Below are 26,516 nucleotides of genomic sequence, written 5' to 3' on the forward strand. Positions count from 1 at the left end.
GTTGGTCAGTGGGCAGGTTCTCAGCTCGACGCCGCCGAGGTGGCATATCCGCTGACATGCCGACCGTCGATGACCAGGTCATGGTGGGCGAGGTGGTCGAGGAGGCGGACGAGTTCGATCCGTTCCTGGACCTTGATGCGTTCATGCACGGTGTCCTCGGTGTCCTCGTCTCCGATGGGGATCGCGAACTGGGCGATGATCGGGCCGGTGTCGACTCCCGCATCGACGATGTGGATGGTGCCTCCGGTGACGCGCACGCCGTGGGCCAGCGCGTCACGGACCCCGTGAGCTCCGGGGAAGGCCGGCAGCAGGGCAGGGTGAGTGTTGATGATGCGATCGTCGAAGGCTGCGACGAAAGCGGGTCCGAGGATCCGCATGAATCCGGCCGAGATCACCCAGTCGGGAGACAGTGCGGCGACCGCGTCGCGCAGCCGCATGTTCCAGTCCTCACGGCTCGGGCAGTCCTTGGGCCGCACGACGAAGGTGGGAATCGAACGCTCCTCCGCCCGGGCGATGACGCCCGCCGTCTGTGAGTCTGAGCCGACTCCCACGATCTCGACTCCGCGATCTGCATCGGCGAATGCGTCGATGACTGCCTGTGTGAGAGTACCCGAGCCGGATGCCAGAAGAACGATGCGCACGGTTCCATTCTAACGTTTGATTCATCTGCTGCGGTCACGGCCGTCGAGAATGCGGATTCCGAGTCCCGTCAAGGATTTTGTCAGTGGACTGTGACAAACTATCGGTGTGACGTCACCAAACAACACCGAAGAGAAGAGCCCGCCGACTCCCGAAGAGGAGAGGCAGGCTGCACCCGCCCGCCATGGCCTGATCCTGATTCTGCTGATCCTCGCCTCTGTCCTGACGTTCACGTATCCGCTGCCATTCAAACTTGCGGCGATCGCCTTCGCCGTCGCCGCTGTCGTGTGGTCGATCCGATACATCATCGCCGTGGTCAGGACGAAGCAGAAGCGCAACATGTCGTTGGGCATATTGGGCGGTCTGCTCAGCATCTACCTCATCTTCTCGACGCTGTCATCAGTCGTCCTCTGGCCTGTCCAGTCCAAGTATGAGGAATGCGTCCGCGATGCCATCACCCAGCAGGCGCAGCTTTCCTGCACGACCGAGTACCAGACCGGCCTCGGTGACTGGTTCAAGCAGCTGACCGGCCAGGATCTGGATCTGCCGGGCACCAGCTGAGGCGCTGCCCCAGGTTCGACGCAGCGGTTCCGGCTCAATCCTCCGGCGCGCCCGCGCCTCGTTCGTCCGCTGTCCAGCCGAAGGACCGCTCGTCGTCTTCGAGTCCGTCCTCGTCGGCCACTTCCGTCGCCCCGTACTGCATGTCGGAGAGTCGGGTCAGCACCAGGCCCACGAGCAGCCCCAGCCCCAGCCAAGCGGTGACGGCCGCCGCGGCCGTCAGCGCCGAAGGACCGAAGTCGGAGAGGCCGACCGGGCCCATGGCTCCGCGAGCGAATAACGCGAGGATCTGGAGCACGACGAAGACTTTGACCGCGGCGACCCCGAGCCCGGCCCATGAGCCCAGCATGATCTGACGGGCATGGGCACGACCGACGATGACACTGAGGATTCCGAGCAGGACGAGAAGCGCGGGCACGGCAGTCGTCCAGGCCGGGTAGTCTCCGACGAGGAGCTGGAGCACGGGCACGTGCGGAACGGGACCCGGCATCGAATGGAACACCGAACTGGGCCCTTCGGCTCCCACATCCACTCCGATTCCCGCGATCCAGGCCAGCGAAGCGAACAGGATTCCGGGGGCGAACAGAATCTGAATCACGAGCAGGCCCACGCCGGCCGACAGCGGTGAACTGTAGGCCTGCAGCGATTCGGCCAGCTCATTCCATCTGAGTCCGACGCCGGTGGCGATGATCAGGATGGAAAGGATCGCCGATCCCCACAGGAGCCTCTTCACCAGGTGGTCGCCGGCCTCCCAGACCTCGGGGTCCACATCACGCAATCGGGGGATGTCGTCGACACCGCGAACCCAGAGATAGCCCGCCGCCGAGGCGGACAGCAGCATGAGGAGAAGCCGCACGAGACCGTACGGGGTCATGGCCGCCTCACCCAGCAGGAGGGTCAAGGTGACGAGCGGGCCGGCATAGGCGACGACGAAGGTCGCCAGCGCAATGGCGATGGACTTCCACCATCCTTCTTCGTCGCTGTCTGTGAGTCCGGCCTCCTCCTCGGTCATTCCCGCGACGAGACGTTTCGCGCCGGAGGCGAAGAAGAGCCACACACCCAGCGTGATCAGGCTCGGCGCCAGCGAGAAGTCGAAGCCCATCGTCGTCACGTTCAGGCCGTGGACGACTCCCCAGAGTGAGAACGCCCACTCGGGGATGATCGAGTACGGCAGCTGGGAACCCAGGGCGATGAGCCAGAACACGGTGGCGATGACGAACGCCGCGGGGACGACGATGAGATCGATCCGCAGGGCTTCCATCAGCCCCAACAGAACTGGATGGCGGTGCGTGCGAGGGTGGGAAGGAGTGTGCATCTCTTCCATTTTCGCTGACGCCGGGCTCGCTTCCCGGTATTGACCACGCGATTCTCTGCAGTGGGAAGTACAATTGCGCCAGGACAGGCTTGTAGACACGAAGGATGCATCCAGCGATGAGCAACGGGAACGACGAATCGAATTTCCCGCCACCTCCGAGTAACCCTCCCGAGAATGACAGAACGGGATCCGGTTCGGAGACGTCGGCGGATGACAGCACTGATGATTCGGTGGACACGGGCAGCTCCGGCCCGCAGGCCCCTGCCAGCAGTCCCAACCAGCCGCCGCGTCCCGAAGTGCAGCAGGCCAGCTCGACCCCGGCGCCTCACTACAACGACAGCCGGTCCCCCGGGTCACAGAATCAGCAGCCCGGGCCCCAGCAGCAGCCCGGTTCTCAGGGGCAGCAGCCCGGACCATATCCGGGCGCTTCGCCGTACCCGGGCAGTCCTCAACAGCCGGGCGGTCCGCAACAGCCGGGCTCGCAGTACCAGTCGGGATCTGCCCAGAGCGGGCCGTACCAGACCGGTTCCGGCCCCGAAGCGAACCGGACGGGATCGGGCCCCGGTCAGTCCCAGGCGATCCCGCAGCCGGCGCCGGCACCCGGATTCGCCGGCCCCGCCACAACAGCGACCCGCGCCGATGCACGCCCAGAGCGGAAGAAGCGCAGGACGCCTCTCTACATCGCGCTGGGTGCGGTGGCCCTGGTCATCGTGCTCGTCGTCGTAGGATTCCTCGTCGTCAACACGGTGAACAAGAACAACTACGGACCCGACAAGGTCGCCGAAGACTACGTGGCGGCCCTGAGCAAGGGTGACTTCGCGGCCGCCGAGAAGATCGCGCCCTCGCCTCGGCCGGAGGGGACCAATCTTGACCTCCTGTCCAAGGAGTTCACCGATGCGTCCTCTGCGAAGGTCGAGAATGCGAAGGTGGAGTCCTCGGAGATCGATGGCGACAAGGGAACTGTCGTGGTCTCCTATGAGCTCGACGGAACCGAGTACAACGTCGAGCTGTCCGCAAAGAAGGAGGGAAGACAGGACCTGTTCTTCGACAAGTGGTCGCTGACCGGTCCTGCCCTCAACGTGATCTCACTCGACGTCCCGGCCTCTGACGGGCTGAGCATCAACGGCAAGGACTACAAGGCGAAAGCGGGCACCACCTCATTCGCCGTGTATCCGGGCAGTTACGATTTCGAGATCCCCAAGAGCAAATGGGTCAGCGAAGCCTCGGACACGGCGGCGGTGAATTTCCCTCAGGCCTTCGCTCCGGGCGATGAGCCGAGCAATGACGAGGTCGCCCCGACGACGCTCAACCTCGATCTCTCCCCCACGAGCGCATTCCAGAAGGAAGTGCAGAAGCAGGTCGAGGCAGAGCTCAAGAAGTGTTTCGACAACAAGGACATCAAACCCAAATGCAAGTTCATCAAGTTCGACCCCACCGAGATCCCCGTCGGCGGCTCGGATAAGAAGCTCTCCGATCTGGCGAAGAAGGACACCGCCAAGTGGGAGGTCAAGGACATGCCGAAGGTCAAGGCGGACTTCAGCTCGGGTGATACGAACACCGGTTCGTTCTTCACGGACGAGCCGGGCAAGTTCGACTTCACCGTCGAGGGCAAGAAGCAGGGCTCGTCGTACTTCTCCAACGGCAATACACTGTCGGTCTCCGGCAGTGTGAAGATCGACGGGGACAAACTCTCGGTCGAGTTCTTCGACTTCTGATCTCGCCGAGGTGGCTCCCACCTCTGCGTGAGACCGCGGACGGCAAGTGGCGGGGTTCAATTGAACCCCGCCACTTCTGCGTCACTTGGCACGCTGGACCTCAACCCAGCGAGGCACGCACGGGCACAGCGATGTCAGCGTCCTGTTCGAACCAGGAGCCGGCAGCCATCACGAGCTCATCGGCGAAGCGACGCCCCGAGATCTGGGCACCGATGGTCCGGCCGTCCTTCGTGTAGCCTGCCAGGACTGTTCCTGCCGGCTGCTCGGACATGTTGTAGGGCATCGTGAAGCCGATGTGCCCCATCGGTTCGTGGACCTTCGGGTAGGGCATGGGCTGTTCGGCGGGGAATGCCGCGTCGGGTGAGACGGGAGAGATCACCAGGTCGAAGGCCGCAGTGGCCGCGACCGTCCGGCGTCGGATCTCTTGGACGCTGTGGTAGCACTCCATGAGCCTCAGACCCGTCACGTCGGCACCGTCCTGGGCCCACGCCTGGATGTAGGGCAGGATGAGGGCCTGCTCTGCCACGGGCAGTGCCCGCAGGTCGCTCCACGAACGGACCCGCCAGAACAGATCCATGTCGGTCAGCAGCCCGTCGTCGATGAAGGGTGCAACGGTCTCGATCTCGGCCCCGGCGCGGGCGAAGCGTTCGGCCGCGCCGGTGATGGTGGATGTGATCTGCGGATCGACCGGTTCTCCGCATCCGGCATCGAGCTGGATCCCGATCTTCAGGCCCTTCGGGTCGAAGTCACCGGGCGACCTGGACCCCGAGACCGTCTCCGGTTCGTCTCCGGTGATCCGGGGCAGACGTGAGTAGTCGCGGTCATCCGGGGCACAGATGATGTCCATTGCCGCATTGACGTCGGCCATTGTCCGCGCCATGGGCCCCGCGCAGCGGCCCATGTACGGTGCGTCGAGGGGAACCCGGCCGAAGCTGGGTTTGAGGCCGGCCAGTCCCAACCAGGTGCAGGGCAGACGGATCGATCCGCCGATGTCGGACCCGATGTGGATCGGTCCGTAGCCGGCCGCGGCACCGGCACCGGCACCCGCACTCGACCCGCCGGTCGTCAGGCTCGGATCCAGAGGCGAGCGAGTGACGCCGTGCAGCGAGGACACCCCGGAGGAGAGCATGCCCCAGTCCGGCATCGTCGTCGATCCCACGATGACCGCGCCGGCCTCCTCGAGGCGCTCGGTGATCGGGGCGTCGTGGTCCGCCACCGGGACTTCGGCCCAGGCGTGGCCGCTGGGCATCGGCACACCCGTGCGGGCGATGTTCTCCTTGATCGTGACCGGGACCCCGTCCAGAGGGCCCAATGACCGGCCTTCGCGCCAGCGGGCGGCGCTGGCCTCGGCCGCGGCTTGTGAGCGCTCGTCGTCACGGTGATGGAGGGCGTTGATGACGGGCTCGTATTCGTCCATCCTATTCGTGACTGCCGTGAGGGTCGCGAGCGGATCAAAGTCTCCCGAGGCGTAACCCCGGGTCATCGTGTCCGCTGTGTGGTCGGCGAGCGTGTTCTGGCTCAATTGCCGTCCTTTCTGCTGTTGCTTCTTCGTACAGGTCGGCGCGGGACTCAGGTGGCTGAGGCGAGCGCTCCTGCCAGGTTCGGGGTGGCCTCGATGAGGCTGCGGGTGTAATCATCGTGCGGATTCGCGTAGATGTCCTCGGTCGTGCCGGATTCGACGATGCGGCCGTCCTTCATGACGATGACGTCGGAGCACAGGTGCTTGACCACTCCCAGGTCGTGGGAGACGAAGATGAGGGTCAACGCATAGTCGTCGACGAGGTCGGTGAGCAGATTGAGGACCTGGGCCCGCACGGACACGTCGAGGGCCGAGACCGGTTCATCGGCGACGAGGATCTGCGGTCGGGTGACCAGGGCCCGGGCGATCGAGATCCGCTGCCGCTGCCCGCCGGAGAACTGATGCGGGTAGCGTCGCATCGCCGTCGTGTCGAGGTCGACGGCCAACAGCATCTCCTCGACGGCTGCGAGTCGTTCGTCTGGTCCCAGCCCCCGGGCGACGAGTGGTTCGGAGACGATGTCTTCGACCCGCATGCGAGGGTCGAGGGAAGCGAAGGGATCCTGGAAGACGATCTGCAGGTTCTCGCGCAGGGATCGCAGTGCCGCGGAGCTCGCTGCTTCCACCCGGATGTCTCCGACCCTGACGTGACCGGAGGTGGGCCGGTCGAGTCCGGAGAGGATGTTGAGCAGCGTCGATTTCCCCGAGCCCGACTCCCCCACGATGCCCAGGCGCTGCCCGGACGCGACGCTGAAGCCGATGTCGTCGAGCGCGCGGACCGGGGACCTGCGGCGCAGCAGGAGTCCGCGTGAGCCGAAGTGCTTCGAGACCCCCGTGACCTCGATGAGCGGTGACGGCTGCCCGTCGCCCCGCGACCCTCCACCCGATGCAACCGGCAGCTCCCCCGGTGAAGCTGCCGCATCTGCCTCCGCTGAGGCGCCCGACAGTTCCGTCGCCACCACGTCAGCCGGTTCCCGCCCGTCAACGGATTCTTCGACCGGACGATAGGCCTCCTCCGTCGGGTGGTTGGTCTCCTCCGTCGGGCGATCGGCCTCCTCCGTCGGTCCGGAGTAGGCCAGCGCGGTCTTGAGAGTGAAGAGCTTTCCGTGCGCGTCGGTGGCCTCGAGGTCCGAGGAGGCCAACAGACCGCGGGTGTATTCGTGCTGAGGGTCGGTGAAGATCTCTTCCACCCTGCCGGTCTCGACGATGCGGCCCGCGTACATGACGACGACGCGGTCACAGACGCCTGCGACGACGGCCAGGTCATGGGTGATGAACAGCAGGCCTGCCTGAACTGCGGCGACACGTTCAGCGATGAGATCGAGCATGTGCTTCTGCACCGTCACGTCCAGCGCTGTGGTCGGTTCGTCGCAGATGAGCAGCCGCGGTGAGTTCGCCAGGGCGATGGCCAACATCACGCGCTGCCGTTGGCCGCCCGACATCTGGTGCGGGTACGCGTAGCGGGCACTGCCCGGATCGGGCATGTGCACGCTTGTGAGCAGTTCGAGGACCCTGCCGGGGATGTCCCCGCGGGGCACACTGCCATGGATGCGCAGCACCTCGGCGATCTGCTCACCGATGCGCATGAGCGGGTTGAGTGCGCTCATCGGCTCCTGGAACACCATCGAGACGAGGTCCGAGCGCATCCGCGCCAGTGACTTCTCCTTCGCGCTGAGGATGTCGCCGTCGAAACCCTGCAGCGACACGCTGCCCTCGGCTCGCAGCTCATCGGGTAGCAGACCCATCACCGACTGCGCGGTCAGGGACTTGCCCGACCCCGATTCGCCGATGAGCCCGACCCGTTCGCCGGCGGCCAGACTCAGTGATACATCGCTGAGAACGGGGACTGTCGCGCCGGTGGGGGTGATGGTGAGGTCACGGACCTCGAGCAGGTTCTCAGCCATTGTCGCGGGCCTCCATCTTCGGGTCGAATCGGTCGCGGAGACCGTCGCCCAAGAGGTTGAATCCGAGCACGGCGAGGGCGATGAACAGGCCCGGCCACAGGGCGAGCTCGGGCTGGGTGGACAGGAACTGCTGGGACTCCTGCAGCATCCGGCCCCAGGAGGGCACGGGAGCCTGTGTGCCCAGTCCCAGGAAGGACAGCCCCGCCTCGGCGAGGACGGAGATCGCGAATGCCACGGAGGCCTGCACGATGACCATGCCGGCGATGTTCGGCAGGACGTGGACGACGGCGATCGCCGGTGCGCTGCGGTTCGAGGCCCTGGCGGCGCGCACATACTCGGAGTCGAGGACCTGCATGGTGCCCGAACGGGCGACGCGGGCGAATCCGGGGATCGCGGCGATGCCGACGGCCACCATGGCCTGTCCGGTCCCCGGCTGGTAGACGGCGGCGAAGATGATCGCGAGCAGCAGCGCAGGGAAGGCGAGCAGGATGTCGTTGGCGCGCATGATCACCGATGACAGCCACACGCCCCACGGGTACTGTGCGAAGACCGCGGCGATGATGCCGATGGGTGTGCCGATGAGCACGGCGATGCCGACGGCCACGATGCCCACCAGGAGGGTGATCCGCGCTCCGTACATGATCCAGGTCAGGGTGTCACGGCCGAACTTGTCCGTGCCGAACAGGTGCTCGGGGCTCGCTGACTGCAGCCGCGCGACCGGGTCGACGGCGCTGGGCTCGTACGGGGTCCAGACGAAGGACACGAGGGCGAGGACGAGGATGAGGACGACGAGGACGGCACCGATGACCATCGAGGCGTTGAGCCTCAGCTTCGTGCGTCTGCGCCGATCCGCTGAGGCTTCCCCCGCCGAGGTGGTGCTCGGGTCCGCGCTCATGATGCGTTCCTGATCCGTGGGTCGACGATCGGATAGAGGACGTCGACGATGAAGTTGATGATGAGCACGAGGAGGACGAGGACCATGACGATGCCCTGGACGGTGACGAGGTCGCGGTTGGCCACTGCGCGGACGAGTTCGGATCCGATGCCGGGGATGACGAAGATCTGTTCGATGATGACGGCCCCGACGAGCAGGGTCGCGAGCTGGACTCCGGCGACGGTGATGACGGGGATTGCGGCGTTGCGCAGACCATGGACGAACAGCGCCTTCGTCCGGGTCAGCCCCTTGGCGCGGGCGGTGCGGATGTAGTCTTCGCGCATGACGTCGAGGACGGCCGACCTCATGTAGCGAGTGAGGATCGCCGCCTGGACGAGGGCCAGGGAGACGACGGGCAGGACGAGGCGGCTGAGGAACCCGCCCAGGCCCTCGACCGGAGCCATCCACCCTTGGGAGGGGAACCAGCCGAGGGTCAGCGAGAAGACGATGACGAGGATGATGGCGGCGAGGAAGTTGGGCACGGCGATGCCGATCTGGCTCAGTGCGGAGATCGTGACTCCGATCCAGTTGCGCTGCTCGAGGGCGGCGAATGTCCCCAAGGGCACGGCGATGACGATGGCCAGGACGATCGCGGTGATGACGAGGATGCCGGTGACCTGAACGCTGCCGACGATGACCGGGGTGATCGCGGCCCCGGTGACGTAGGAGGTTCCGAAGTTGCCCGTGAGCATGCCGCCGACCCAGCTGACGTAGCGGATCAGCGGGGGCTGGTTGAGCCCGTACCGGGCTTCGAGCGCCGCCACCGCCTCAGGGGTGGCGTTCGTTCCCAGTGCGACCTGCGCGGCGTTGCCGGGCAGGATGCTCATGAGCGCGAAGACCAGCACCGAGGCGACGAGCAGTGCCAGCGCGAACTGGAGCGCTCGGTTGGCCACGTAGCTGATCATGGATGCGGGGGCTTCAGTTCCAGCTCAGATCCGCGATCCTGAAGGCGTCGGAGACCCGGTTGGCGGGGACTCCGGCGACGTCGGATTTCGCGATGACGAGGTTGGGGAACAGGAACAGGAAGTCAGCGGCGGCGTCCTCGGTGATCGTCCTCGCGATCTCCTTCATGCCCGAGATGTACTCCTCCTCTGTGCCGGTGTCGGCCTTCTCGGCGATCTTCTTGATGCTCGAGTCGTCGTAGCCGATGTAGTAGTCGTTGGAGAACACGGTGAGGATGTCACGGGGTTCGGCATGGTTGATCACGGACATATCGAAGTTGTGCTTCGTGAAGGTCTTGTCCAACCAGACGGCGGGGAACTCCTGTGTCTCGATGTTCGCCTTGAGTCCGACCTCTTTGAGCTGAGCGGACACGATCTCCGAAATCGCCTTCGCGTAGGGCAGGTTCGGGACGGTGAAGGCGAACTCCTCCCCGTCGATCCCCGCTTCCCTGACGAGGTCCTTGGCCTTCTGCGGATCGTAGTCCCAGACTCCCGTCAGATCCTCGTAGTAGGGGTCGGTCGGCGGGACCATCGAACCGATGAGCTCGCCGTAGCCGGCCCATGCGGTGTCGAGGACGGCCTTGCGGTCGATGGCGTGCATGACCGCTGCGCGTGCCGTCTTGTCCTCGAATATGCCCTCTGCGTTGTTCATCGACAGCACGACCTCACCGTTCGTGGTGCCGGAGATGATCTGGTAGTCGCTGCTCTGGAATTCGCCGGCCAGCTCCGGGGCCTGCAGGTTGGAGACGACGTCGATCTCTCCCGATTTGAGAGCGTTCGATGCCGAGACAGCGTCCTGGAAGTATTTGAATGTCACATTCTTCACCGCCGGTGTCTCACCCCAGTAGTCGTCCCTGGCGACGAAGTCGATCGACTGTCCGCGAGTGAACTCCTCGATGGAGAAGGGTCCGGTGCCGATGGCCTTGTTGGCCAGGTCCTCGGTGCCTTCGGTGTCGAAGACCGCTCCGACGAGGCTGGTCAGGTTGAACAGCCACGTGTTCGAGGGCTTCTTCAGTGAGATCTCGACGGTGAGGTCGTCCGGGGTCTCGATCGAGTCGACGATGTCCATTTTGGACTTCAGTGCGTTCTTCCACTCGTCCTGGACCCGCTCATAGGAGAATTTCACGTCCTCGCTGGTCAGGTCGGCACCGTTGGAGAACTTCACGCCTTCCTGCAGGTGGAAGGTGTAGGTTTTGCGATCCTCGGACACATCCCAGTCCTCGGCAAGTGCGGGTTGGATCTCCCCCTCGCCGTCGACGCGGACGAGCGATTCGTAGACGTTTTCCATCAGTGCCTCGGGAATGGCGATCCCCGAGGTGGTGGTGAAGTCGAGGTTGGCCGGTTCGGCCGTGAACGCGATCGTCATCGAGTCCTTCTTCGCCTCATCGCCGGGGTCCGAGGCTCCTGCCGAACACCCGGCGAGCAACAGGCTCGAGGCGGCCGCTGCCGCCACCCACGTTCCCATGCTCGGAGTCTTCATCGCTCTCCCCATTTCACGAACCCACACCGGTTCATTCGACTTGTCTGACCGGACACGCTCAGACACTGACCGACATGGTCAGTTTAGCCGAAGTTCTCACTCGACGAGCCGCCGGTGTTCGATGTGTGGAGAGGACGCGTTCGTCGAGGGCTCAGAGCCCTGCCTGGTCCGCGAGAATCGCCGCCAGCTTGTCGAAGGCGAGCCTGCGATGCGATCGTGCGTTCTTCTCCTCGGGTGTCATCTCGGCGGCGCTGATGTTTCCGCCCTCGGGGATGAAGATCGGGTCATAGCCGAAGCCGTGCTCGCCCGACGCACTCGTCGCCAGACGGCCGGGCATGACTCCCTCGGCGGAGAATTCGCGGCCGTCTGCGGTCGCTGCGGCTGCGGCGCAGCGGAACTGCGCCCCACGATTCTCGGCCGAGATGTCACCCAGCTGTGCGAGGAGGAGCTCGAGGTTGGCCCGATCGTCTCCGTGCCGTCCCGCCCACCGGGCGGAGAAGATCCCGGGCGAGCCGCCGAGCACGTCGACGGCGATGCCCGAGTCATCGGCGATGGCGGTGCGGCCGGTGGCCTGCGCTGCCGCACGGGCCTTGATCAGGGCGTTCTCCGCGAAGGTGACGCCGGTCTCCGGGGTCTCTCCCAGGCCCGCCTCGGCGGCGGTGATGACCTGAGTGTCCTCCCCCAGTGCGGGGAGGAGGATCTCCAGGAGTTCGCGCCTCTTCCCCTCGTTGTGGGTGGCCAGCACGAAGGTGGTCATTCGCCCAGCACCTTGGTCTGGATGCTGGTGAGGTCGGTGCAGCCCTTGGCCGCGAGGTCGAGCAGATCGCTCAGCTCCCCACGGTCGAACGGTGCGCCTTCGGCCGTGCCCTGGACCTCGACGAACTTTCCGGATCCGGTCATGACGACGTTCATGTCGGTCTCGGCGCGCGAGTCTTCGACATAAGGCAGGTCGAGGACGGGCTCGCCGTCGATGATGCCGACGCTGATGGCCGAGATCGAGTCCGTGAGCGGGTTGTTCGCGGCGGGGATGATGCCGGTCGAGCGGCCCTTGTCGATGGCGTCGGCCAGAGCCACGTAGGCGCCGGTGATGGATGCGGTTCGGGTGCCGCCGTCGGCCTGGAGGACGTCGCAGTCGAGGACGAGGGTGTTCTCGCCGAGTTTGTCGAGGTCGATGACGGCGCGCAGGCAGCGGCCGATGAGGCGGGAGATCTCGTGTGTGCGTCCACCGAGTTTGCCCTTGACCGATTCGCGGGTGTTGCGGGAGCCGGTCGCACGCGGCAGCATCGCATATTCGGCCGTGACCCATCCGCGTCCCTGCCCCTTGAGCCATCGCGGCACGCCCGCGGTCAGTGAGGCCGCGACTAGGACTCGGGTGTTGCCGAATTCCACGAGGACGGAACCTTCGGCGGTGTTGATCCAATTGCGGGTGATCGTCACTTCGCGGAGTTCATCGGCGTTGCGTCCGTCTGCGCGCACTGTGGGCCTCTTTCGTTTGTCGGTGATATTCGGTTCTGTCTGTTCGGACCGGCCTGTCCGTTCGGACGGGTCTGCCCGTTCTGGATGGTCAGCCCATTCGGGCCGGCCTGCCCGTTCGGGGTGTGAGATCTCGGCGGACCGGGCGGTGCCGGGCACGGCCGGGGCTCACACGCTCCAGCTGTTGCCCGGTTTGGCCAGTTCGATGGGTCCGCGGTATTCGCGGGCCGCTTCTCCGCGGACGATGGAGCAGTCCGTCCATGAGGGGATGTGGGTGAGGACGAGGGACTTCGAGTCCGCTGCCTGGGCCACACGTCCGGCGCGCTTGCCGGTGAGGTGGATGCCGCGAGCGGTGTCGCGATCTTCCTGGAAGGCGGCTTCGCAGAGGAACAGGTCCGCCCCGCGGGCCGCCTCGACGAGATTGTCGCATTCGTCGCTGTCACCGGAGTAGGTGATCACCGCTCCCTGGGCATCCGTGATCCGCAGAGCGTAGGCCTCGACCGGATGGTCGACGAGGAACGCCTCGATCTGCAGGCTTCCGATCCGGTGGCGGGTGCCGTGGTCGAGATCGGCGAAGTCGAAGGCGTGGCTGAGGTCCGTGTCGTGACCGCTGGCGGCGACCGGGGATTTTCCGGGATCGGTGAAGTAGGCGCGGGTCAGCCTCTCCTCGGCGCCGGCAGGAGCGAGGACGGAGGTTCTGGTCCGGATCGACCCGGTGTCGGAGACGTTGCCGTTGAAGAACTTCGGGTCGTAGCAGTGCTTGACGTAGAGCCCGGTCATGTCCATGCAGTGATCGGGGTGGAGGTGACTGAGCACGATCGCGCTCAGCGAGTCCGTGTCCACGGCTCCCTGGAGCGGACTCAGCGCACCGGACCCGAGGTCGAGCACGAGGCGCGTCGGCGATTCCTCGTCGGTCTCGATGAGGTAGCAGCTCGCAGCGGAGTTGGGGCCGGGGAAGGACCCGGCGGTGCCGATGGCAGTGAGTTTCATTCGTCGTCCCCCGGCAGGTCGCTGAGCAAGGTCGTGGTGAGGCGGTCCTGAATCCAGGTCAGGAAGTCGTACAGGGTCAGTGTCAGCTCCTCGGACTCCTCGAGTTCCTCCCGGCGTGCGTACTTCTCTTCCTGCGCTTCCTCGGTGTCGATGCCCAGACGCACGGACAGGACGAGACGCAGGTCGTTGAGCCCCTTCATCCAGGCGAGCACCTCGTCGTGGTTCAAGGTGATCGATGGGCCCTTGGCCAGTCCGTTGAGGACGATCCGAACATTGTGCGCCTTCGCCTGCTTCAGGTCGAACTCGGTCAGGCGACGGAACTCCTGTGAGCGCTCCTCGTCGAGCGGATCGACATCTGGGAGCAGACGCAACAGCGCCGGATCCTGCGGGCGGGGTCGCTCGACCAGGCCGAGGCGGGCCTCCCAGTTCTCCGAATCGGGTCGGCCGTCTTCGTCCTCCTCTTCGGCCAGCAAGGCGGCCAAGTCGGTGAAGACGGTGAGCATGAGAGACCGTTCATTGTCTTCGAGTCCGAGGACGACATCGTCCCCACGAGCGTCAATGGCTGCCATGTCTCAGTCGGATCCTGTTCCAGGTTGGCACGCGGCCCACAGACCGTATTCGTGCATGGCTTGAGTGTCCCTCTCCATGGCTTCGCGCCCGCCTGTGGCTACGACGGAACGTCCTTTCTCATGGACTTCGAGCATCAGAGACTGAGCCTTCTCGGTCGAATATCCGAAATAGCTCTGGAAGACGTAGCTGACATAGCTCATGAGATTGACGGGGTCGTTGAAGACGACGGTCTTCCATGGCTTCGCCTGTTCTGTCATCGGTCGGACGTCGACCTCCGGTTCCAGAACTGGAGTCGTTGGATTGCTCACGTTTCCACCTTACGGCAGAACACTGACGCTGTCGTGACGTAGGATCGCGCCTATGAGTGATCTCACACGGACCGGATCGACGGCTTTCTACACCGATCAGTATGAATTGACGATGGTCCAGGCGGCCCTGGAATCGGGTGCCGCTGACCGCAGGAGCCTGTTCGAGGTCTTCGGTCGCGGTCTGCCTGCCGGTCGTCGCTACGGAGTCGTCGCCGGCACCGGCCGGATCCTCGAGATGCTGAGGGATTTCCGCTTCGGCGACGAGGAGCTGGCGTTCCTCAGCCGGGAGCAGATCGTCGATTCGCGCACCATCGACTGGTTGGCGAACTATTCGTTCTCCGGCACCATCCGCGGTTATGCGGAGGGCGAGATCTACTTCCCCGGTTCTCCGCTGATGACGATCGAATCCACCTTCGCGGAGGGCGTCATCCTCGAAACGCTCATCCTGTCTGCGATGAACTACGACTGTGCGGTCGCCTCGGCGGCGTCTCGCATGGCCCAGGCCGCGGGCGATCGTCCCTGTGCGGAGATGGGCGGGCGCCGCACGAACGAGCATGCCGCTGTCGCAGCGGCCAGGGCCGCGGTCATCGGGGGATTCGCCTCGACGTCGAACCTCGCCGCAGGTCTTCGCTACGGCCTGCCCACGATCGGCACATCGGCCCATTCCTTCACCCTGCTCCACGATTCGGAGCAGGAGGCCTTCGCCGCCCAGCTGAAGTCTCTGGGCACCGACACGACCCTGCTCCTGGACACCTACGACGTCGAAGAGGCCCTGCAGACGGCCGTCCGTCTGGCCGGAGAGCACCTGGGCGGGGTGCGCATCGATTCGGGCGACCTCATCGAACAGGCCAGTGAGGTCCGAGCAGGACTCGACCGCCTCGGCGCTCATGACACGACGATCACGGTCACCAGCGATCTCGACGAATTCGCGATCGCCGCACTCGCGGCCTCCCCGGTGGACTCGTACGGCGTCGGGACCCGGGTGGTCACCGGTTCGGGGGCTCCGGCAGCGGGTCTCGTGTACAAGCTCGTGGCCCGCGCCGACGAATCGGGGGCATGGACCTCGGTGGCGAAGAACTCCACCGGCAAGCCCTCACGCGGTGGGAACAAGGAGGCGCTGCGTCTCATCGACGGGGCCATCGCGGTCGAAGAAGCTGTGGGGATCCCGACGCTGCCGGGCGACCTCGGCGATGGCCGGTCGCTGACCGTCGACCTCGTGGTCGACGGCGAGATCGACGAATCGCACATCGGCGCCGAGGGCGTCACGAGGGCCTGCGCCAGGCACGACGAGTCCCTGGCCGAGCTGCCACGTTCGGCTCGGCGCATGCAGGACGGTGAGCCGGCGATCCCCACGGTGTTCTATCCGAAATGACCGGATCTGCGGTGATCCGCTGTGGTCTGCGGACGGCGGTGATCTGATCCCGGATGCGGTGAGCGACCGCATGCTGCAGACGGCGGGCGAGATCACTTCTTGCCGACGAACCATCCCTGGAGCTTCGTGATCCGTGCCTGGATCTGCTCTCTGGTCGCCTGGGCCACGGCCGGACCTCCGCAGGCCTTGCGCAGCTCGACGTGGACGGTCTTGTGAGGTGTCCCGGTCCGACGCGACCACGCACCGACGAGGCTCTGGAGCTGATTGCGCTCCTCTTTCATCGCCCTGTGGTCGAGTTCGCTCGGCTCGGTCTCCGGCGCCGGCGGTGCCGCGGAGGTCTTCCGCTTCGCCTGGCGAGCCTGCTGGGTCCGCAGCAGTTCGTGGACCTGGTCGGGTTCGAGCAGTCCGGGGATGCCGATGAAGTCGAGTTCGTCCTCGGAGCCGACCGCTCCGCCTGTGCCGAACTCTCCGCCGTCGAAGAGGACTCGGTCGAACAGGGCTTCGGCACCCAGTGCCTCGAATGAGCCCAACTCCTCGGAGGAGGCTCCCTCGCTGCGGTTGGCCTGTTCCATGGCCTGTTCGTCGAAGACGACGACATCGTTCTCGTCCTCGCTCTTAGGTCGATCGAGGGCATGGTCGCGTTCGACTTCCATCGTATTGGCCAAGGCCAGGAGGATCGGAACGGAGGGCAGGAACACCGAGGCGGTCTCACCGCGCTTGCGGGCACGGACGAAGCGTCCGATGGCCTGGGCGAAGAACAGCGGAGTCGCCGACGAGGTGGCGTAGACCCCGACGCACAGTCGCGGGACGTCGACGCCTTCGGAGACCATGCGGACGGCGACCATCCACCGATCGGTGGAGTTCTGGAACTTCTCGATCCTCTCCGAGGCCCCCGCCTCGTCGGAGAGGACGACCGTGGGAGCCTCTCCGGTGACCTCACGCAGCACCTTGGCGTAGGCGCGGGCGTTGTCCTGGTCTGTGGCGATGACGAGGCCACCGGCGTCGTGGACCGTCCTCCGGACTTCGGTCAGGCGCAGGTCCGCGGCCTTGAGCACGGCAGGGATCCAGTCGCCCCCGGGATCAAGAGCAGTCCTCCATGCCTGAGCGTTGATGTCCTTCGTCGTCTCTTCGCCGAGGACGTGCGACATCTCATCGCCGGACTTGGTCCGCCATGACATGGTTCCGGCATAGGTGAGGAACATGACGGGGCGGACGACGGAGTCCTTGAGCGCCCGTCCGTACCCGTAGGAGTAGTCCGCCACCGAGGTGCGGATGCCGTTCTCGTCGGGTGCATAGGTGACGAACGGGATCGGTGAGGTGTCGGAGCGGAAGGGCGTTCCCGTCAGGGAGAGTCGGCGCACGGCAGGTTCGAAGGCCTCGCGGACGGCATCGCCCCAGGACAGTGCGTCTCCCCCGTGGTGGACCTCATCGAGGATGACGAGGGTGCGCCCGGCCGCGGTGCGGTTGTGGTGAAGAACCGGTTTGGCGGCTACCTGTGCGTATGTGATGGCCACTCCGTGGTAGCCGGGGGCGTGTTTGCCCTGGGCATTCTTGAAGTGGGGGTCCAGTTTGATTCCGACGCGGGAGGCCGAATCGGCCCACTGCACCTTGAGATGCTCCGTGGGTGCGACGACGGTGATCCTGTTGACGACCCGCTGTGAGAGCAGTTCGGCTGCGAGTCTCAGAGCGAAGGTCGTCTTTCCCGCGCCCGGGGTCGCGACTGCGAGGAAGTCTTTCGGCTGCTCCTGAAAATACTGTTCCAGGGCCTCGGCCTGCCACGCGCGCAACTTTCCGGCCGTTCCCCAAGCGGCACGCTCGGGGAAGGCCGGTGGCAGTTGTTCGGCAGCGGAGGTCCCGGGGAGACGTTCCGCTGCCATTTACTCCTTGGGTCCTTCAGACATCGAGGCGTAGATCTCTTTGCATCGTGGGCACACAGGGAACCGCTCGGGGTCTCGCGTGGGCACCCACACCTTTCCGCACAGAGCAATCAGCGGAGTGCCGGTGACCATGGATTCCATGATCTTGTCTTTGGGGGCGTAGTGGCTGAACCGTTCGTGGTCGCCGGGTTCAGCGAACTGCTCGGACTGCTCACGTTCGATTGTTGCTGAACCGCCTGATGCTGGATAGGTCATGGCTCCATTGTAGTTCCCTAGAATGAGTGCCATGGACAGAACTCACGAGGATTCCCTCATAGAACGCTATCGCGAACTCAGCGACGATATCGCTGCCGCCGTGGCCGTGGTCTCAGCCAAGCGCAGGAACGCCCTGCATGCGATCACCGTGGACTCGTTCCTCGACGTGTCCTACGATCCGCCGACGATGGCCGTGAGCATCTACGGCGGATCCCGGATGATGGAGACTCTGGAGATGACCGAGCATTTTGCAATCTCTGTGCTCAATTCGTCCCAACGTGACATCTCCGAACGGCTGGGTACGCCCGGCCAGCCCCTCTACGGTGCACTCAAAGGCATCGACACGTTCCCGGCACCTCATTCCGGTCAGCCTCTGATCGCAGATGCCGTCGCGTGGTTCGAGCTGCGGACGACAGAGATCCTCCAGGTGGCCACTCACAGCCTGGTCGTCGGTGAGGTGGTGGCGATGGGGGCAGGAACCGACAGCAGCAGGTCCACGCCGCTGCTTCGCTGGCGCAAGGCATACGGGACGATCGGACGCCGCTGACCGCCGGCCGCGGGTGAATGTCAGCTGCCCTCCGCTCGTGCGCAGGCTTGCGAAGAAGCTGCCGCACGATCGGAGGGCCGCTGGATATGTCGTCAGCCGACACGGTCTGTCAGGTGACGAGTGCTGGCCTCAGCGACTGCCGAGGCGGTCGGGCCGGGGGACAGTCGAAACGGCCGGGCCGACGAGGCTGCAGGCCAGACGATCGGGCCGACGAGGCTGCGAGTCAGACGACGCCTTGAGCGAGCATCGCCTCGGAGACACGGATGAATCCGGCGATGTTGGCGCCGGCCACGTAATCGCCTGGTGAGCCGAACTCAGCGGATGCTGCGGCACAGCTGTCGTGGACATCGCCCATGATCTCGGCCAGTCGGGCTTCGGTGAAGTCGAAGTCCCAGGTGTCACGGCTCGCGTTCTGCTGCATCTCCAGGGCGCTGGTGGCCACGCCGCCGGCGTTGGCTGCCTTGCCGGGGGCGAAGAGCACGCCGGCGTCGGAGAAGGTCTTCACGGCTTCAGGGGTGCAGGGCATGTTCGCGCCTTCGGCCAAGGCGATGACGCCGTTGCGGACCAAGGTGCGTGCCGAGTCGGCGTCCAGTTCGTTCTGTGTCGCGCAGGGAAGGGCGACGTCGACTTCCATGTCCCAGACGTTGCCGCCCTCGTGATAGCTTGCGCGCCCGCCGCGCTGGTCGACGTATTCGGAGATGCGGCCGCGTTCTTCGAACTTGATGCGCTTGACGATTTCGGTGTCGATTCCGTCCGGGTCGTGGATGAAACCACTCGAGTCGGACAAGGTGATGACGGTACCGCCGAAGGCTTCCACCTTCTCGGCTGCGAAGACGGCCACATTTCCCGACCCCGAGATGGAGATCGTGCGGCCGTCGATGTTCTTCTTCGCAGCGGCCAGCATGTCCTTGAGGAAGTACACCACGCCGAAGCCGGTGGCTTCGGTCCGAACCATGGAGCCGCCGTACGACAGACCCTTGCCGGTGAGGACCCCAGCCTCATATTCGTTCTGCATCCGCTTGTACTGTCCGAACAGGTAGCCGATTTCTCGGCCGCCGACACCGATGTCACCGGCCGGGACATCACGGTATTCGCCGATGTGGCGGGAGAGTTCGGTCATAAAGGACTGGCAGAAGCGCATGACTTCGAGATCGCTGCGGCCCTTGGGGTCGAAGTCCGAACCGCCCTTGCCGCCGCCGATGGGCAGACCGGTGATCGCGTTCTTGAAGATCTGTTCGAATCCGAGGAACTTGACGATCCCCAGGTTCACCGAGGGGTGGAACCGCAGACCGCCCTTATAGGGGCCCAGCGCGGAGTTGAACTGCACGCGGAATGCACGATTGATCTGGACGACCCCCTGATCGTCGATCCAGGGCACCCGGAAGATGATCTGGCGTTCGGGTTCGCACAGCCGCTCGAACGCGGAGAGTTCCAGGTATTCGGGATGCTTGTCGACGACGGGTCCCAAGGAGTGGAGAACTTCCTGTACCGCTTGGTGAAACTCCGACTCTCCGGGATTGCGATGGAGCACAGTGTCGAAGATTGGTTGCAGTGATGGATGTAAGCTCATGGGATCAACATACCGTGACCCGGATAACATGAGCGGTTATGCCCGAATACTGGACAGTACAGTGTTGTAACGCACATTTAGTATAATGCGACTTTTGTCGAGTTCTTTCTTGGAACATCGGCGACGGATAGTATCGCCACATGGATTTGGAAAGCCTCTTGCCCCCGTTTGCATTGAGGACTCGGGCAGGCGATATGGAGTTGTCGCCGGTGCGCGAATCCGACTACCCGGAACTGGCCGGGATCGCCGCCGGCGGTGTTCGCCGTGACAACGTCCAGGCGTTCCTCGTCAATTGGGATACGGGGACTGCGGAGGAGATAGGACGGTCCATCGCGCAGTATCAATGGGGCACTCGTGCTCGTTTCCACGTTGATGACTGGACGATCGAATTCACTGTCCGCGTCGGCGGTCGCGCTGTCGGCGTGCAGGGTGTGAGCGCACTGGGCTTCACCCGCACACATTCGATCACAACGGGCTCCTGGCTGGCATTGCATGAGCAGGGCCAAGGGTACGGAACACGGATGCGTTCGGCCGTCGTGGCCGCATTTGCCGACCACTTCGATGCCGAGATGTTCCATTCGGCCCACTTCGAAGGCAATGATTCCAGCCGGAGAGTCTCCGAGAAGCTCGGGTACTCCCCCAATGGGGTCAAGACCATTCTCGGGGCGGATGGGCAGGCTCGTGTCGAACATCAGCTTGTCCTCGCGGCGGAGGATCTCGACCGCGGGGCCGACGGGTGCAGGATCGACGTCGCCGGTGCCGAGACGGTCCGCCGGTTCCTCGGCCTGCCCCCGAACGGAGCGGCCCTGCCCTCGGCCTGGGCGCCACCCACTGATATCAGTGGCCCGAAGACGAAACACCACCCCACACACAAAAAAGAAGAAGGGGCCCCGTCCATACGGACAGAGCCCCTCCTTCACAAATTTATTGCGGCGGCAACCTACTCTCCCACAACCACCAAGTTGCAGTACCATCAGCGCGCATGGGCTTAGCTACCGGGATCGGAACGGTTAACCGGGCGTTTCCCCACCACTATCACCACCGCAAAACCACCAGACCACCACTCATCCGAACAACCACATGCTCAAAGAATGAAAGTAGCAGTCCAAGAACCGCACAGCGAACGCGAACACCACCATGCAACATGACCGTCACACATGACTCTCGTACAAACCTCAAAGCATTACCCGCACACACCACCCCCACAAAAGAAAAGGGTTATGTGAGTGATCGGCGTATTAGTACCAGTCAACTCCACACCTCACAGTGCTTCCATACCCGGCCTATCAACCCCATCATCTATGGGACACCTCACCCCAACAAAGGGCTGGAAATCTCATCTCGAAGCAGGCTTCCCGCTTAGATGCTTTCAGCGGTTATCCATCCCGAACGTAGCCAACCAGCCATGCACCTGGCGGTACAACTGGCACACCAGAGGTTCGTCCGTCCCGGTCCTCTCGTACTAAGGACAGGCCTCCACAAATTTCCTACGCACGCAGCGGATAGGGACCGAACTGTCTCACGACGTTCTAAACCCAGCTCGCGTACCGCTTTAATGGGCGAACAGCCCAACCCTTGGGACCGACTACAGCCCCAGGATGCGACGAGCCGACATCGAGGTGCCAAACCATGCCGTCGATATGGACTCTTGGGCAAGATCAGCCTGTTATCCCCGAGGTACCTTTTATCCGTTGAGCGACCACGCTTCCACAAGCCATGGCCGGGTCACTAGTCCCAGCTTTCGCTCCTGCTCGACACGTCCGTCTCACAGTCAAGCTCCCTTGTGCACTTACACTCGACACCTGATTGCCAACCAGGCTGAGGGAACCTTTGGGCGCCTCCGTTACTCTTTAGGAGGCAACCGCCCCAGTTAAACTACCCATCAGGCACTGTCCCTGAACCCGATCAGGGTCCGAAGTTAAGGAATCCAGAATGGTCAGAGTGGTATTTCACCGATCGACTCCACCCCAACTAGCGTCGGAGCCTCATAGTCTTCCACCTATCCTACACAAACCACACCGAAGCCCAATACCAAACTATAGTGAAGGTCTCGGGGTCTTTCCGTCCTGCTGCGCGTAACGAGCATCTTTACTCGTAATGCAATTTCGCCGAGTTCGTGGTTGAGACAGCAGAGAAGTCGTTACGCCATTCGTGCAGGTCGGAACTTACCCGACAAGGAATTTCGCTACCTTAGGATGGTTATAGTTACCACCGCCGTTTACTGGGGCTTAAATTCTCCGCTTCACAGGAAACCTGTTAACGGGTCCTCTTAACCTTCCAGCACCGGGCAGGCGTCAGTCCGTATACATCGACTTACATCTTCGCACGGACCTGTGTTTTTAATAAACAGTCGCTTCTCTCTGGCCTCTGCGACCACCACCAGCACATCCCACCGCTCAGGGTGGTTCACCGGGATGGTCCCCCTTCTCCCGAAGTTACGGGGGCATTTTGCCGAGTTCCTTAACCACGATTCTCTCGATCACCTTAGTATTCTCTACCTGACCACCTGTGTCGGTTATAGGGTACGGGCAACACACACCCTCACGCCGATGCTTTTCTCGGCAGCATAGGATCACCAGATCACCCCACCACTGTGGGGCGCCCATCAGCTCTCACACCACATGCGGGGACGGATTTGCCTACCCCCACGTGCTACAACCTTAGACCACGACTACCATCGCGTGGCCTGGCTACCTTCCTGCGTCACACCTCGCGCTTACCGACTCCACACTCAGGTCCCACAATCACCCCCACCCCCAGTCCGAAGACCAGGAGGGGAACTCTCATGGTTAGTATCGCGTGTTTTGGTATTGTCGGTTGTGTGTCGGTACCAGAATATCAACTGGTTGTCCATCGACTACGCCTGTCGGCCTCGCCTTAGGTCCCGACTTACCCAGGGCGGATTAGCCTAGCCCTGGAACCCTTGGTCATCCGGTGGACGGGTTTCTCACCCGTCTTTCGCTACTCATGCCTGCATTCTCACTCGTACCGGCTCCACCACTCGTTCACACGGCAACTTCACAGCCAGCACGACGCTCCCCTACCCAACACCCCACCATTACGGCTTATTCGGGATGCTGCCACAACTTCGGCGGTGTACTTAGCCCCGCTACATTATCGGCGCTCAATCACTTGACCAGTGAGCTATTACGCACTCTTTCAAGGATGGCTGCTTCTAAGCCAACCTCCTGGTTGTCTTCGCAACTGAACATCCTTTCCCACTCAGCACACGCTTAGGGGCCTTAGTTGATGGTCTGGGCTGTTTCCCTCTCGACAATGAAGCTTATCCCCCACTGTCTCACTGCCACGCTGAACCTTACCGGCATTCGGAGTTTAGTTGACGTCAGTAACCCGGTGGGGCCCATCAGCCATCCAGTAGCTCTACCTCCGGCAAGAACCACGCAACGCTGCACCTAAATGCATTTCGGGGAGAACCAGCTATCACAGAGTTTGATTGGCCTTTCACCCCTAACCACAGGTCATCCCCTCCATTTTCAACTGAAGTGGGTACGGGCCTCCACGCGCTCTTACACACGCTTCACCCTGCCCATGGCTAGATCACTCCGCTTCGGGTCTAGGACACGCGACTATACCGCCCTGTTCGGACTCGCTTTCGCTACGACTACCCCACAACGGGTTAATCTCGCCACGCACCGCTAACTCGCAGGCTCATTCTTCAAAAGGCACGCCATCACCCCAACAACGGGGGCTCTGACGGATTGTAAGCACATGGTTTCAGGTACTCTTTCACTCCCCTCCCGGGGTACTTTTCACCATTCCCTCACGGTACTATCCGCTATCGGTCATCAGGAAGTATTTAGCCTTACCAGGTGGTCCTGGCAGATTCACACGACATTCCACGAGTACCGTGCTACTCGGGCACGCACGCAACGCCGGCGCCACATGTTTCGCCTACGGGACTCTCACCCACTCCGGTCCTGGATCCCACCAGATTCGACTACACGCACCACACTCAACGTCTCGGCCATGCTGGACCGAACCACGCACACCCCTACAACACCCAGCCAGCAACACCAGCACGCTTGACACTGACAAGGTTTAGGCTCATCCGGTTTCGCTCGCCACTACTACCGGAATCATTCTTATTTTCTCTTCCTACGGGTACTGAGATGTTTCACTTCCCCGCGTTCCCTCCACACATCCTATACATTCAGATGCGGGTCACCACCCTCACGAGTGGCGGGGTTTCCCCATTCGGACACCCTCGGATCACAGCCCGTTTATCGGCTCCCCGAGGCTTATCGCAGATTTCCACGTCCTTCATCGGCTCCTGATGCCAAGGCATCCACCATGCGCTCTTACACACTCACACACCCCCTCTAGAGGGTTGTATGCGTATGCGCGAAAAAACACTCTAAGATTTCACAAGAAAAATCACATTACATCACAACCCACGAATGGGTTGTGGATGCTCGCGTCCACTATACGATTCTCAAACCACTACCAAACACCACCCCAGACCACACAACCATCGGCTGCCGGACCAGGACGGGTCGGTCCTGTTGGAAGAAACCACACCCACACACACAGTGCGGGGCTTGTGATTCCAGGACCCAATAACGTATCTGCTCTAGCCCACCCCCGAAACCTCGTCGACAGGGCAGGTACCCCAACGACGCTGGTAGGTGTGAGCGATAATAGTGATGTTCCACCCATGAGCTCCCACCAGGCAACACGAACGGCTGTCTCGGTGGGGTTCTAAATGTGCGCTCCTTAGAAAGGAGGTGATCCAGCCGCACCTTCCGGTACGGCTACCTTGTTACGACTTAGTCCCAATTGCCAGTCCCACCTTAGACGGCCCCCTCCACAAGGGTTGGGCCACCGGCTTCGGGTGTTACCGACTTTCGTGACTTGACGGGCGGTGTGTACAAGGCCCGGGAACGTATTCACCGCAGCGTTGCTGATCTGCGATTACTAGCGACTCCGACTTCACGTAGTCGAATTGCAGACTACGATCCGAACTGAGACTGGCTTTAAGGGATTCGCTCAAACCTCACGGTCTCGCATCTCTCTGTACCAGCCATTGTAGCATGCGTGAAGCCCAAGACATAAAGGGCATGATGATTTGACGTCATCCCCACCTTCCTCCGAGTTGACCCCGGCAGTCTCCTATGAGTTCCCACCATCACGTGCTGGCAACATAGAACGAGGGTTGCGCTCGTTGCGGGACTTAACCCAACATCTCACGACACGAGCTGACGACAACCATGCACCACCTGTACACCAGCCCCAAAAGGGAAAGACTGTTTCCAGCCCAATCCGGTGTATGTCAAGCCTTGGTAAGGTTCTTCGCGTTGCATCGAATTAATCCGCATGCTCCGCCGCTTGTGCGGGCCCCCGTCAATTCCTTTGAGTTTTAGCCTTGCGACCGTACTCCCCAGGCGGGGCACTTAATGCGTTAGCTACGGCGCGGAGAACGTGGAATGTCCCCCACACCTAGTGCCCAACGTTTACGGCATGGACTACCAGGGTATCTAATCCTGTTCGCTCCCCATGCTTTCGCTCCTCAGTGTCAGTTACAGCCCAGAGTCCCGCCTTCGCCACCGGTGTTCCTCCTGATATCTGCGCATTTCACCGCTACACCAGGAATTCCAGACTCCCCTACTGCACTCTAGTCAGCCCGTACCCACTGCACGCGCAACGTTAAGCGTTGCGTTTCCACAGCAGACGCGACCAACCACCTACGAGCTCTTTACGCCCAATAATTCCGGACAACGCTTGTACCCTACGTATTACCGCGGCTGCTGGCACGTAGTTAGCCGGTACTTCTTCTGCAGGTACCGTCACCGTCAGGCTTCTTCCCTGCTGAAAGCGGTTTACAACCCGAAGGCCGTCATCCCGCACGCTGCGTCGCTGCATCAGGGTTTCCCCCATTGTGCAATATTCCCCACTGCTGCCTCCCGTAGGAGTCTGGGCCGTGTCTCAGTCCCAGTGTGGCCGGTCGCCCTCTCAGGCCGGCTACCCGTCGTCGCCATGGTAGGCCATTACCCCACCATCAAGCTGATAGGCCGCGAGCCCATCCCCAACCGAAAAAACTTTCCAGCACCACCCATGCGGGCCATGCTCATATCCGGTATTAGACCCAGTTTCCCGGGCTTATCCCGAAGTCAGGGGCAGGTTACTCACGTGTTACTCACCCGTTCGCCACTCATCCACCCCGGTGCAAGCACCAGGGCTTCAGCGTTCGACTTGCATGTGTTAAGCACGCAGCCAGCGTTCGTCCTGAGCCAGGATCAAACTCTCCATAAAAAAATTATGTTCCAGTACTAATCCCAGCAAGACAGCCAACCAAGCCACGGGGTGACCCAGCTGACCACAAACCACGACCCAACCCACGAACCACCCCCACCACAAAAGCAGGGGACCAGGCTCACCAAGTTGAACCGTGTGATTGTCTCACCAGAAAACAAATCATTCTGGCATCACTATCTGTTCAAACAAATACGCTATTGGATTCTCAAACCACAAACACACACCCATCACCACACGAAAAACCGCGTGTACACCGGAGGTGTCAGTCTCACATTTTCT

General features: G+C 62.8%; 19 protein-coding genes, 3 rRNA genes and 1 pseudogene. 5 read left to right on the top strand and 18 right to left on the bottom strand.

Annotation, left to right across the window (positions count from 1 at the left end):
* Positions 1-20: 20 nt before the first annotated feature.
* Positions 21-641 carry a phosphoribosylglycinamide formyltransferase gene (gene purN, locus BKA07_RS15950; protein ID WP_167951795.1) on the bottom strand — a complete coding sequence of 207 codons (621 nt, stop codon included), beginning with the start codon at positions 639-641 and terminating at the stop codon, positions 21-23.
* Positions 642-747: 106 nt separating this feature from the next.
* On the opposite strand from purN, the gene BKA07_RS15955 reads away from it, so the two are divergent.
* Entirely contained in the window at positions 748-1,200 is a 453-nt protein-coding gene (locus tag BKA07_RS15955; protein WP_167951796.1) for a hypothetical protein, read from the top strand.
* A gap of 34 nt (positions 1,201-1,234) precedes the next feature.
* Here BKA07_RS15955 and BKA07_RS15960 read toward each other — a convergent pair whose 3' ends face one another.
* Positions 1,235-2,512 carry a cell division protein PerM gene (locus BKA07_RS15960; protein WP_167951798.1) on the bottom strand — a complete coding sequence of 426 codons (1,278 nt, stop codon included), beginning with the start codon at positions 2,510-2,512 and terminating at the stop codon, positions 1,235-1,237.
* Between the two features lie 230 nt (positions 2,513-2,742).
* Here BKA07_RS15960 and BKA07_RS15965 point away from each other — a divergent pair, with 230 nt between their 5' ends.
* Positions 2,743-4,227, top strand: a complete 1,485-nt coding sequence (locus BKA07_RS15965; RefSeq protein ID WP_342449101.1) for a zinc ribbon domain-containing protein — start codon at positions 2,743-2,745, stop codon at positions 4,225-4,227.
* Between the two features lie 100 nt (positions 4,228-4,327).
* Here BKA07_RS15965 and BKA07_RS15970 read toward each other — a convergent pair whose 3' ends face one another.
* The 10 genes from BKA07_RS15970 to clpS form a co-directional block, all read right to left on the bottom strand.
* Positions 4,328-5,749 carry an amidase gene (locus BKA07_RS15970; protein ID WP_167951802.1) on the bottom strand — a complete coding sequence of 474 codons (1,422 nt, stop codon included), beginning with the start codon at positions 5,747-5,749 and terminating at the stop codon, positions 4,328-4,330.
* Between the two features lie 47 nt (positions 5,750-5,796).
* Positions 5,797-7,647 carry a dipeptide ABC transporter ATP-binding protein gene (locus BKA07_RS15975; protein ID WP_167951804.1) on the bottom strand — a complete coding sequence of 617 codons (1,851 nt, stop codon included), beginning with the start codon at positions 7,645-7,647 and terminating at the stop codon, positions 5,797-5,799.
* A complete protein-coding gene (locus BKA07_RS15980) occupies positions 7,640-8,542 on the bottom strand; it encodes an ABC transporter permease (RefSeq protein WP_167951806.1) in 903 nt (300 codons plus the stop codon). Before BKA07_RS15980 ends, BKA07_RS15975 begins: the two co-directional genes overlap by 8 nt.
* Positions 8,539-9,486, bottom strand: coding sequence for an ABC transporter permease (locus BKA07_RS15985; protein WP_167951807.1), 948 nt, complete (start codon positions 9,484-9,486; stop codon positions 8,539-8,541). The genes BKA07_RS15980 and BKA07_RS15985 overlap by 4 nt, the downstream gene beginning before the upstream one ends.
* A 13-nt stretch (positions 9,487-9,499) precedes the next feature.
* Positions 9,500-10,987 carry an ABC transporter substrate-binding protein gene (locus tag BKA07_RS15990; RefSeq protein WP_245161982.1) on the bottom strand — a complete coding sequence of 496 codons (1,488 nt, stop codon included), beginning with the start codon at positions 10,985-10,987 and terminating at the stop codon, positions 9,500-9,502.
* A 166-nt stretch (positions 10,988-11,153) separates the two neighbouring features.
* Positions 11,154-11,759, bottom strand: coding sequence for an RdgB/HAM1 family non-canonical purine NTP pyrophosphatase (gene rdgB, locus BKA07_RS15995; RefSeq protein WP_167951809.1), 606 nt, complete (start codon positions 11,757-11,759; stop codon positions 11,154-11,156).
* Positions 11,756-12,478: a ribonuclease PH gene (gene rph, locus BKA07_RS16000; RefSeq protein WP_167951810.1), complete on the bottom strand. Its 723-nt coding sequence runs from the start codon at positions 12,476-12,478 to the stop codon at positions 11,756-11,758. The genes rdgB and rph overlap by 4 nt, the downstream gene beginning before the upstream one ends.
* 165 nt (positions 12,479-12,643) lie before the next feature.
* Positions 12,644-13,465 (bottom strand): MBL fold metallo-hydrolase, encoded by an 822-nt coding sequence (locus BKA07_RS16005; RefSeq protein WP_167951811.1) that lies wholly within the window; start codon positions 13,463-13,465, stop codon positions 12,644-12,646.
* A complete protein-coding gene (locus BKA07_RS16010) occupies positions 13,462-14,034 on the bottom strand; it encodes a DUF2017 family protein (protein WP_167951812.1) in 573 nt (190 codons plus the stop codon). The genes BKA07_RS16005 and BKA07_RS16010 overlap by 4 nt, the downstream gene beginning before the upstream one ends.
* 3 nt (positions 14,035-14,037) lie before the next feature.
* A complete protein-coding gene (clpS, locus tag BKA07_RS16015) occupies positions 14,038-14,343 on the bottom strand; it encodes an ATP-dependent Clp protease adapter ClpS (protein ID WP_167951813.1) in 306 nt (101 codons plus the stop codon).
* Positions 14,344-14,395: 52 nt separating this feature from the next.
* On the opposite strand from clpS, the gene BKA07_RS16020 reads away from it, so the two are divergent.
* Complete coding sequence (locus BKA07_RS16020; protein WP_167951815.1) at positions 14,396-15,715, top strand: nicotinate phosphoribosyltransferase; 1,320 nt, start codon at positions 14,396-14,398, stop codon at positions 15,713-15,715.
* Between the two features lie 92 nt (positions 15,716-15,807).
* Here the strand turns inward: BKA07_RS16020 and BKA07_RS16025 are convergent, their stop codons facing one another.
* Positions 15,808-17,592, bottom strand: a complete 1,785-nt coding sequence (locus BKA07_RS16025) for a DEAD/DEAH box helicase (RefSeq protein WP_167951817.1) — start codon at positions 17,590-17,592, stop codon at positions 15,808-15,810.
* Positions 17,593-17,880: a DUF3039 domain-containing protein gene (locus tag BKA07_RS16030; RefSeq protein WP_245161983.1), complete on the bottom strand. Its 288-nt coding sequence runs from the start codon at positions 17,878-17,880 to the stop codon at positions 17,593-17,595.
* On the opposite strand from BKA07_RS16030, the gene BKA07_RS16035 reads away from it, so the two are divergent.
* Complete coding sequence (locus BKA07_RS16035) at positions 17,879-18,394, top strand: flavin reductase family protein (RefSeq protein ID WP_167951821.1); 516 nt, start codon at positions 17,879-17,881, stop codon at positions 18,392-18,394. The genes BKA07_RS16030 and BKA07_RS16035 overlap by 2 nt on opposite strands.
* 223 nt (positions 18,395-18,617) lie before the next feature.
* Here BKA07_RS16035 and gdhA read toward each other — a convergent pair whose 3' ends face one another.
* Positions 18,618-19,964: an NADP-specific glutamate dehydrogenase gene (gene gdhA / locus BKA07_RS16040; RefSeq protein WP_167951823.1), complete on the bottom strand. Its 1,347-nt coding sequence runs from the start codon at positions 19,962-19,964 to the stop codon at positions 18,618-18,620.
* A 194-nt stretch (positions 19,965-20,158) separates the two neighbouring features.
* On the opposite strand from gdhA, the pseudogene BKA07_RS19410 reads away from it, so the two are divergent.
* A pseudogene (locus BKA07_RS19410) lies at positions 20,159-20,587 on the top strand (GNAT family N-acetyltransferase); the annotation flags it as partial.
* A 304-nt stretch (positions 20,588-20,891) separates the two neighbouring features.
* Here BKA07_RS19410 and rrf read toward each other — a convergent pair.
* From rrf to BKA07_RS16060, 3 genes are all read right to left on the bottom strand, one after another.
* Positions 20,892-21,010, bottom strand: a 5S ribosomal RNA gene (rrf, locus tag BKA07_RS16050).
* 172 nt (positions 21,011-21,182) lie between these two features.
* Positions 21,183-24,297: ribosomal RNA gene (locus BKA07_RS16055) — 23S ribosomal RNA — on the bottom strand.
* Positions 24,298-24,702: 405 nt separating this feature from the next.
* A 16S ribosomal RNA gene (locus BKA07_RS16060) occupies positions 24,703-26,234 on the bottom strand.
* Together the 16S, 23S and 5S rRNA genes form the textbook arrangement of a ribosomal RNA operon.
* Between the last annotated feature and the right edge of the window lie 282 nt (positions 26,235-26,516).

This window comes from Brevibacterium marinum (genome assembly GCF_011927955.1).
Taxonomy (GTDB): domain Bacteria; phylum Actinomycetota; class Actinomycetes; order Actinomycetales; family Brevibacteriaceae; genus Brevibacterium; species Brevibacterium marinum.